The following is an 11,227-nucleotide window of genomic DNA, read 5'->3' as shown; positions in this document are numbered from 1 at the left end:
GATATTATATAAATTTTAGAAAAAATGAAAAGTTTATTTAAAATATATAAATCCTTTGTAATAGTATTCTTTTTACTATTCGCCTCTCACATTTTTGCTAATCAACCATGTTGGTTCAAAGAATTATTAAAAGATTTAGCAAAGCCAAATGTTTCTCAGGAGTTTAAAACTTTCTTTAAAAATGCTCCTCAAGAAAATTATGATGCGTACAAAATATTGCATTATGCAAACAAGACAAAACTAAGGTATAATATCGACGCTCTGAACACAGTGAGGAGATTACGGTCGAGTGATGAGTTTGTAAATTTTGTTCAAGGGTTACAAATTCCTAACATAAAAAACATTGATGATTTCTTGGCAAAAGCTGCAACTTGGTATAACAAATCCAGTGGAGGAAAAGGATATGTTGCTGTTCTTAAGAATATGGAAGATTTTGTATCTACCTTGAACAAATCCAATGTCCAGTGTGATAATTGTGTTTATTTATTCAATAGGTTTATTGTAAATGATATTCCTACAGGAGTTAACAGACAAGCATGCTATTGGCTAATGGAAGATGTAGCTGCTAATCCAAACTTAGTGAAAAACAAAAAAATAGCAGTAGAACATCCTGTTACAGGACTTGATGGGACCACTCAAAGAGTCGATTTAAAAGTTGGAAGCTCTCCAGGAATAAACCTAGAGTACAAATGGTTATCGAGTAATGCTCCATTAGGAAAAGACACCTTTATCCGAGAGTTTGTAAAAAGAGATATGCATTCTATTAACTCATTAGATGAAGTACAATGGCGTATTAAATGGAATACAAATCAAACTAATAAATTAACCAAAAATCAAGTTGTAAACTGGATAGAAAATTTAGATTTTCAACCTACTACCAATCTTAATTCTGCAAAAGATAAAATGATGCGGCTTTTTCAGAGTTACGGTCGTAAAAAAGATCCAAACCTAACAATACTTGACTATGATGATTTAATTACTTTTTTAAAAAATAATGATGATTGGTTTTCTAAAATTTTCCCAAATATATGAGACTTGTAAATAGATTAGAAAACATATTTAGCTTTGATTTTTTCAATAATGAGCTTGTTTTTCAACAAGAAAGTAAGTTAATATTACAACCGGAAGGCTCTATAATTGAAGAAGGTATTAGTTCATTTTTGGTTAAGAATAATAATCTAATTACGAATAACACAGAGCAAATAAAGCTATACTTTTCAGATAAGTCCATAAATCTTGAGGGAACTTTTAGATTAGCAAATGGTTTTTTGGTAGATGAGTTTTACTTCAACATAGGAAAAGTAAATAAAGAGCGAAAAACTTATGTAATAAACTTAGAAAGTGGTGAGATAAATGATTTTCCATCCAAACCATATTACCCTCATCAAATTCTAAAAAAAGATAAAGCATTTATTTTTTCTCAAAAAATAGAGTTTTACAACCCTTTTTCAGGTGAAGTTTTTTGGAATAAAGACATTTCTGAATTACTTAAAACAACTAACACTGAGATATATGGAAAGCCACAAATAATAAATAATAAATTATTCTTCTTTTTATTCGATAGTAGTCATCAAACCGATGAACGTATCACACTTTGTTTAGATGTAGAAACTAAAGAAGTATTATGGGAAAGTAAAAAATTTGGAGGCTGGTTAACCACATTTGAAGATAAAATATATGCTATCAAGGATAAACAAGTACAAATTTTAAATCCTGAAACATTTGAAGTAACAAATTTAGATCTACAGGAACAATTGTTGGTGTTAGATAAAAAAATACATAAACCAGAGGATCAAATGATCTGGCAAATACCATTTTCTTTTTCTTCCAGTACTTATGTGATCAAAGACAATCATCTGTATTTTACTCAAGAAAAAAATAGTACAGTTGGTATTATCGATTTAAAAACAAAAGAATTATTATGGCATACTGACATAGAAATAAATAGTGGAGATATAATCCCAATAATAACAGATATAAAAGTACATGGTACAAGGTTGTACATTTTAGATTCGAGTAATACACTCCATATTTTTGAAAAAGATAAAATAATATAAAGAATATAGATAACCACACCACAAAGTCTCTAAATTTTGTGGAGTAATCAAAGGCAAAAAATAAAAACATCAAACAATAGTAGAAAGTAAACCAAAATCGAATGAAAAACTACCATATACTCTTACTTACCCTGCTCCTATCGGTAGCCTGCTTTGCCAATACTGGTAAAGATTCGCTATCGGTTGCCAAAAAGAATATGATATCACCTCCATATAAAAGTCCTATAACCAAAGGACTAGATTCATTGGCAGTGCAACGATTAGCGGCTTTTAAAGCAAAACGTATAAAGGATCAGGTGGGTAGTGCCTATGCTTTACGTAAATACGACACTAAGCAGTTTCGGTCTTTTCCAGAGTTAGAAACCCCTTCGACAGGCGCTCCTACCGAAAATTTCTTTCAGGGATTGGCAGAGTTTACCAAAGATTATATTAAAAAAATCTATAAACCTACTCCAAAAACAGATTCTTTGGTGAGTAAAGCCAAAGAACTATTTAAAGAAATAGAAAAGCAGGAAAACTTTATCAATATTATAAGTGGTCAAGAATTACTTCAATTTCCCGTTGGAATCAAAAAACAGGTATCTACAAATTCATCGATTACTATTGGTATTGTAAAAGCCAAGTTACATGCCAACTATTCTGAAGTCGACTTATTTGCCAAACTTACATTGGGTGAATTAAGTACCGAATTGTTTTTTGGAGCCAATAATGTAAAATTATCTCATGAAGGAGGAATATATGGCGAAGCACAATTAAACCTGTTAGGTGATTTTCCGATAGGGCAAAGCGGCGGACAATGGATTCTCACATTTAAAGGAGGATTAGAGAGTGATGGTAGTGCAACAAAACAAACATATATTACCATAGATTGTACAGGTAAAGTAAAAGAAATAGGGCTAGAAGCCGATGTGCGAATTGCTAAAACAGTAGCAATCCCATTAAATGATGATGGTACCAAAAAATTTCCGGGAGAAACAAAACCACAAGACGGTAAAAATCCTGCCGGTAACGAAAGCTATGTTGGAGCCAGTTTCAGTTTTGTAGCCACCTCTTTACAAGATCTTTTAATCGAATTGGATTTACCAAAATTCGAACTTAAACCTCTACCGGGCTGGGCGTTCAAAATGCACAATGTAGTATTAGATCTTAGTGATACCAAGAACTCTCCGCTAGTAGATTTTCCTAAAATTTATGATGAGCAACAACTAATTCCTTCTAATCAAAAAGAATTATGGCGTGGCTTTTATGGTGATGAAGTAAGTGTTACCCTACCTCCAGAATTTCAGATTACAAAATCTGAAAAACGTATTTCTTTTGGAGCTAAAGGTTTACTCATCGATAATTTCGGAGTTTCTGGAAACTTTTTTGCATCCAATTTGTTTTCTATTAATGAAGGGAATGCAAGTAAATGGCAATATTCACTAGATTCTGTAAATGTAGATATACAAGTTAACCATTTTATAAAAGCTGATTTCAGCGGAGAACTGGTACTACCCATTAGTAAATCAGATTCTAGTAGTAATGGAGCTTTGGGGTATAAAGGATTGATTACAGCAGATCAACGTTATAGTGTTCGGGTAGAAGTAACAGATGATGTAGATTTTAATATTTTTAAAAGTAAAGCAAAGCTATTTCCCGAGTCCTACATAAAAATGGAAGTAGAAAACGGAAAGTTTTATCCCGAAGCCAACCTTACTGGGCTCATGGCTTTTAATAAAGCTCAAAAAGATTCCTTAAATGCCATATCATCACAAGATAAAAATAGAGATGCAAGTGATATAGAATCTCTTAATTTTGATGGTCTCTCCTTTCAAAATTTTAAAATTCAAACCAAAACACGTCCCTATCTCTCTATAAAATATATGGGATTCAAAGATACTATTGCATTGCCCAAAATTGCAGGGTTTCAATTAGGGTTTTATGATATCAAAGCAAAAGTATATGAAGATGATCGTGCAGAAATAGGCCTTAATAGTTACCTCAATCTCGATAAATCAGGAATCAAAGGAGATGTTAGGCTTCGTATCATAGGTAAATTACAGGAAGGTGATTATTTAAAATGGCAATTCGATAAAATTGAAATCGATGAAGTTGAGGTTGATGTAAAACGCAAAAATTTTGAATTTTATGGTAAGCTTGCCTTTTTTAGAGATAATCCAGTATATGGGAAAGGATTATCTGGTAAACTTAGACTATATGCCGAAAGTCTGAAAATCGAATTGGAGGCTAAAGGAATTTTCGGAAAACAAGATGATTTTAGATACTGGTATGTTGATGCTTTTGGCAGACCTCTTTCTAACAAAAGCACAAAGAGTTTAAAAATTCATGATATTGGTGGTGGAGTCTATCATCACATGCGAAAAGCAGGGATGGATGAACGTGCACAAAGCATGTCGGGAATCTATTATCGCCCCGATATAGATACTGATTTTGGTTTTAAAGCTATGGCTGCTTTTGAAGTAAAAAAATCTGCAACCTTCACAGGGCTTTTCGCTATCGAAATGAGCTTTAACAGCCCTTCTGCTGGTGGAGGGATTAGTAGATTAGGATTCTACGGAGGCGCTGCATTAATGACCTCTGGAGGTAGTAGTGGTAGTAACACCCCTTTTGGCACCGTAGATGGTATGCAGAAGAAATTAGCAGAAAAAGAACAATCAATCAGCAACTTTCATGAGATGTCTATTGATAAGGAAGGTATTAAATATTTTGCTACCGAAGTATTTCCTAATATCTTAACTGGTAAAGAACAATTTGCTGCACAATTAGCCATCGATTTCGATTTTAGAAATGACACATATTGGGGAATGTTTGATGTATTCCTAAATCTTGGTCAAATCAAAGGTGCTGGAGAGAAAAACAGATTAGGATATATAGAATTTTATGATGCCCCAGACGATTGGTACATCTATATCGGTACTCCTACCAAGCGTTTTGGTGTCGCTGGTATCCCTATAGGCCCGTTTGATGCTGCATTTGATTTGTACTATATGACCGGAACAATTCTCCCCGATCCTGCTTTACCAAAACCAGAAGTTATAGATATTTTAAACCTTAGTGGAGATGAACTTCTTTTTGGCAGAAACTTTAACAGTCAATTAGCACAAGGTACCGGGTATGCTTTTGGGGCATATGTAGAAATAGGAAAAAGTTTCGATTGGGGAATAATCTATGCATCGGTAAGAGCTGGTGTTGGTTTTGATTTAATGATCAAAGATTTTGGAGATGCTCATTGTAAAGGAAAAGCAGGACCATTAGGTATGGACGGATGGTATGCGACAGGGCAACTCTATGCATTTCTGCAAGGAGAAATTGGTGCACAAATCAAAATTTTTGGCTTTAGAAAAAGAATTCCTATCCTAAAAGCAGGAGTAGCAGTTTTGGCCCAAGGTCAGTTACCAAACCCATGGTTTGTAAAAGGTTATGCCGGTGTAAAAGTAAGGATATTAGGTCTTGTAACCGTACAGGCCCGACTTAAAGTTACTATCGGAGAAGAATGTGAAATTGTAGGTAAAACAGGGTTACAGGAAGTAGTCATTATATCTGATATTTCTCCAGAAAATAACAGTGACAAAGTAGATGTGTTTGAAGCAGTACAGGTTGCTTTTAATGTACCTATTGGCCAAGTTGTAGAAATTAGTGATGATCTTGGAACTAAAAAATATCAGGTAGAACTCAAAGAAATTGCAATAAAAGATGGATCTACTACCCTTGCCGGGGAACAAGTATGGAACAGCAATAAAGACATAATGATCTTTGAACCAGATGATATTTTGCCTCCCGAGAAAAAAATAACCGCTACTGTAAAAGTACAATTTAATGAATATAAAGGAGGCCAATGGGTAGCCGTTCTCGAAAATGGACAACCTATAGTAGAAGAGAAAACAGTAAACTTTACTACAGGTAAAGCCCCTACAAAAATCCCTTATAAAAATATCGAATACATGTATCCGATAGTAGATCAACGTTATGTTCTTCCTAAAGAAAGCAACACAGGATACGTACAGCTAGAACGAGGACAAGATTACTTATTTGGTACAGAAGGGTTTAAAGACGAACTGTTCTTTATTACCGAAAATGGACAATCCATGAAAGTCCAGTTTTCTTATGATACTACAAACAATACCCTAACTTTCCCTCTTCCTAAATTACCTAATGAAACAGGAATTGTTTATAAACTATTAACTTCAAAATTAAACTCGGGAAATAATGATGGTGGAGTTTCAGAAGAGACGTATACCAATGTAAATGATGATGTATCTATTTCTCAAAATACACTTACAGGAAATGCTTCTACGAATGCTTCTTTAACACGATTAGAGTTCAATTTTAGTACAAGTAGATTTAACACCTTCAAAGAGAAAATAAGAGCAATGAATATAACAGACTACTATACTTTTATGGATGGTTCTTCTAATGCTGCACAAATGGAATTACGAATTGCAAAATTCGAACCTTTTGATGTTAATGAAGTGTTGGGTACTCGATATAGTTTAAACAAACCTTTAATGTCTGGTGTAGGAATGAAATCTGATTATTATTATGAAAAAGAAATTTATCCTCTCCTCTATCAAAACTATCCTTTGGATACTGATATTCGAGTAAATAGAGATGAAGCTATTTTGGGAACACCTCCAATGAAAAACATTAAGCCTTCTCTAACCTATAGCGAGTACGTTCAAAATAATCCAGAGAATACTTATTTAAAAGAACGTTTTCCTTTTAGATGGAACCTTGCCGCAGCATATAAAGAAGATTTTGTACATCTACAATATGTAGTTGTAAACAGGTATTTAAATACTAATCCAATAGACGCTAATGCTTATCAAAAATTTAAATATATCATAGATGGAATATTCCCATATATTAATGTAGAAAAATACCAGGTAGAGTTTCAGTATACACTGCCAAACAAGACATCTGGTAACAAAATCAAGGTAGATTATAAAAATTATTTTTAATGAAATAAGCATAAGTAAGAATTTCTATACCATTGAAATGATTACGATGTGATAACATCTAACAAATAGAAAAAACAAATAGATGAGATTAAAATATTGCATACTATATATAATATTACTTTTTGGAAGCTTAAGCATTTGCTTGTCTGCACAAGAGAAAAGTGCAGAAGTTCCTAAAAAAATAGTAGTAAAAGCTTTCGCAAAAAAAGATGCAATACTATTGCGCTGGGCAGTAACTGATAAGTATGCCTGGAAATATAGCAATCAATACGGTTTTGTTGTAGAACGTACCACGGTTCTGCGTGATGGAAAACCTTTAACCAATCCTGAAAAGAAAATAATTTCTGGAGATACTATTAAACCCAGACCTCCTAAAGACTGGGAAAATTTCATTCAGGAAAACGATATGGCGGCTATTGCTGCACAAGCAATTTATGGAGAAACTTTTCAGGTAGATAATCAAGAGGAGAATCAATTGCTTAGAGTTTTTTATGAAAGTGAAGAGTTAGACCGTCGATTTGGATTTTCTTTATTCGCTATTGATCAAGATTTTGAAGTAGCTCAATATGCTGGACTGGGATATGTAGATACCGATGTTAATGAAAATGAAAAATACCTCTATAATATAAAAAGTGCTATCCCAAAAGAACGAATGGACTTGGAACCTTCTGGAGTATTTATCAGTACAAAAGATGTTGAAGAACTACCTAAACCATCTGACTTTTTTGGGTATTTCTATAAAAATGCATTTGTTTTGGTATGGGAATACGACCAGCTACTACCCTACTATACGGCTTACAATTTGGAAAGGTCTGAAGATGGCCAGGTTTTTAATAAAATTAATGACGTACCCATTACAAAATTAGCAGATACACCATATTCTGGCGTTTCCTATACCGACTCTATACCTCAATACGGTAAAAAATATTGGTATCGTATTGTAGGTATCAATTATTTTAGTGAAACCAGTCCTCCATCTGATCCAGCAGAACTAATAGGGTTTAAAGAAATAAAAACTGAACCTGTATTTTCAGCGACAAATATTATTTCTGAAAATGAAGTAGAATTAGAATGGACTTTTGCCGAAGAAGAACAGTGGAAACTTAGAAAATACGAACTTTTACGTGCCGAAAAAGCAGTAGGACCCTATAAAACTGTAATCGATAGTATCCCCCCAAATCAGAAAAAGATTACTTATGGCCCGCTATCTGACATTAATTATTTTAAACTCAAAGCTTTTGGGAAACATCAGGATTATAAAGAATCTCCTGCTACCATGGTACAACCTATAGATAGTATTCCTCCAAAAAAACCACAAGGCCTCGAAGGAATTGTAGATACATTAGGTGTAGTCGCATTAAAGTGGGTAAAAAACGCTGAATTAGATTTAAAAGGATATGATATTTTGAGAGCTTATCGTAAAGATCAAGAATTCACAAAACTAAACAAAGCTAATCTTATCAATGAAAGTTTTATTGATAGTATAGATATGACTTCTTTCGACAAAGCTGTTTACTACCGATTAATCGCAGTAGATAATCGCTATAATGAATCTGTACCTTCGGATACTTTAGTACTTAAAAAACCAGATCGCATACCTCCAACATCACCTGTATTTAAAACGTATGAAATAAAAGAAGGTGCTGTCATTTTTTCATGGGTTAACAGTTCATCTGATGATTGGGCAACCACTGTAGTATACCGAAAAAATGTAACAGATTCTGTAACTCAGCCTTGGGAGAAAATATATGAGACAAGTGTAGATTCTATCACTAGCTTTACAGACACAAAAGCTAATCCCGGTAGAAAATATCGCTATACCTTAATTACCGTAGATCGGAGTGGTTTGGAAAGTGAGCCAACCCCTCCAATAGTAATTAATATGCCCGGAAAATTAATACAACCTGGTGTAAAAGGATTGTATGCGACTGTAGATCGAGAACGCAAATTTGTACAACTCACCTGGCGCTTTAAAGAAGAGAGCGCTATAGAGATACAGGTGTATAGAAAGAGTTTAGAAGATTCATATACCTTGTATAAAAGATTAGCACCAGAAGATAAACGATGGATAGATCAAAACCTAACTCCAAATACTACATATACATATGCATTTAAAGCAGTATTTAATGATGGTAGTGTGAGTGAATGGAAGGAGATTGAAGTAAGATATTAAAACCAGAAAATAAAATGAGGGTAATAATAATTACAATAACAGGGAAGTCGTATTTTTATTTTAAAAATACATTTCTCATTGTTTCTTTGTTTTTTTGTTTTTTTACGATACAAGGGCAACACAAATACAAAATAGAGTATGATCTTACCATGACTGCCCCAAAGCCTTTAAATAATGGCTTTGAAATTGTTCATTATGAATTAAGTGCATTTAATGACAATCAATTATTAGATAGAATATATTCTGCTAGCCCCATATATCTTAATCCTATAACAGAAACAAAAGATGAAGTTGTTGAGTATGCTAACCCTATCAATAGATTTGGTCATATTTCTGTAATAGATAGAATACATCCTTATCCAACTTGTGGATCTTATGATTATTATTACAATAATTATGACAACTCTTGTACTATATTTCAATATCTTGGTTTTTGTGAGACCCCAAAAGGTTTTGGAAAGATTTCTCCTATTGTCACTTTACAATCTCAAAATGCTAATCTTATTTCTAATGGTTTAAAAAAATGCGAAACACAATCGTTACAGGTTTTTGATTGTGGAACATTAATGAAATATTCTGTTCATTCTTTTGTAGGTGGTGTTCGAACCGAGCTTCTACCTTACGGTGAACATTCAGGAAATTTTACTTTTGATTATAATGATATTCCAAATGTAGGAACTGCACCTAATTTCCAAATTCAGGTCTATTATGTACAAAATCCAACTCAAAATAAAGATCGATCTGATCTAATTACATTATCATTTATTGATTGTTCTCCTGCGCTAAATGGCCCAATAATAGACATCCAACCTTTATGTAGTAATAGTATCAATCATAATGACAATGACAATGGTAGTTTTACTGTAACTTTTGATAGAGAACTTGATGATAGTGTTTCAGAAAAAATGAATCTACAGGTATATCGACAAGTAGGAAGCAGCTTTGATGGTTATGCATCAAAAGTAGTAACTAAAAGTGATTTCACCGGGACTTCCTATACCTGGGAACCTAAAAACTTACCTGGTGGGGTCTATAAACTATTCTGGCAAACCAAAAGTAACAATGAAGGTTTTGATGATATTAATACAGTACCTGATGCCTATGATGAAAGTAATCCTTTTACACTAACTACTCCTCCCGCTTTATCTGTTAGTGGTACTCCTTCTCCCGTACAATGTTTTCGAGGAAACGATGGAAGTATTACAGTAACTCCAAATGGGGGAACACCAGGAACACCGCCTACATCACCTCGATACCAATATTCTATCGATAATGGAACTACATGGCAACAAGAAACACTTTTTGACTCATTAACCAAAGGAGATTATACCATTCTTATCAAAGATAATAATGGTTGTGAAGCTACTAGTGCACCCATAACTGTTAACGAACGATTTCCTACTATTCCTGATGTAACTGGATTATCTGCACTCATCACCAATCCTACTCTCATTAATGGTAATAATGGACGTATCGCAATCTCTGTATCTAGTGGATCTGGGAACTATACAAACTATGCCTGGACCAAAGATGGAAATCCCTTTATACCTCCTTCAGGGTCTACAAATACAAATATCATCAACCTTTATGAAGGGGTTTATACCATCGTAGTAACCGATAGTAATGGATGTAGTTCTGATATCGAAACATTCACTCTAACCGATCCAGAACCTATCGACATCTCTATCAATATGACGCCCAATACTGTTAACTGTTCGGATACAAAAGTCAACCTTATCGCCAGTGCAACAGGGGGATTTTTAAACTCTGGTGGAGATTACACTTATCTATGGGATGATGGAACTACCGAAGCATCTCTTACCAATGTAGGAATAGGAAACTACCAGGTAACTGTATCTGATCAAGGAGGAAATAGCCAATCTAAATCTTTTCAGGTACAAGGACCTGAGCCTATAACAGCCATACCTGCTGTAAGTAATGTAGGATGTAAAAATGGAAGTGATGGAACCATACAATTAACCATTAACGGAGGTACAGGACAATATACCGTTAACTGGACTAAACTATTCGATAACACC

Annotated in this window: 5 protein-coding genes; all 5 read left to right on the top strand. The window is 33.8% G+C overall.

Annotated elements, in window-relative coordinates; all coding sequences use genetic code 11:
- Window positions 1-24: 24 nt before the first annotated feature.
- Entirely contained in the window at window positions 25-1,032 is a 1,008-nt protein-coding gene (locus ATO12_RS23445; protein ID WP_034247335.1) for a hypothetical protein, read from the top strand.
- Complete coding sequence (locus tag ATO12_RS23440) at window positions 1,029-2,057, top strand: PQQ-binding-like beta-propeller repeat protein (protein ID WP_034247333.1); 1,029 nt, start codon at window positions 1,029-1,031, stop codon at window positions 2,055-2,057. The genes ATO12_RS23445 and ATO12_RS23440 overlap by 4 nt, the downstream gene beginning before the upstream one ends.
- Before the next feature lie 101 nt (window positions 2,058-2,158).
- Entirely contained in the window at window positions 2,159-7,015 is a 4,857-nt protein-coding gene (locus ATO12_RS23435) for a hypothetical protein (protein WP_034247331.1), read from the top strand.
- 82 nt (window positions 7,016-7,097) lie between these two features.
- On the top strand, window positions 7,098-9,188 hold the full coding sequence (locus ATO12_RS23430) for a fibronectin type III domain-containing protein (protein ID WP_131248889.1): 2,091 nt from the start codon (window positions 7,098-7,100) through the stop codon (window positions 9,186-9,188).
- Between the two features lie 14 nt (window positions 9,189-9,202).
- The coding region (locus ATO12_RS23425) for a SprB repeat-containing protein (protein WP_131248893.1) at window positions 9,203-11,227 on the top strand (2,025 nt) is incomplete at its 3' end.

Origin of the sequence: Aquimarina atlantica (genome assembly GCF_000626715.1) — a bacterium.
GTDB lineage: Bacteria > Bacteroidota > Bacteroidia > Flavobacteriales > Flavobacteriaceae > Aquimarina > Aquimarina atlantica.
This window is presented reverse-complemented; position numbering and strand designations above follow the sequence as displayed.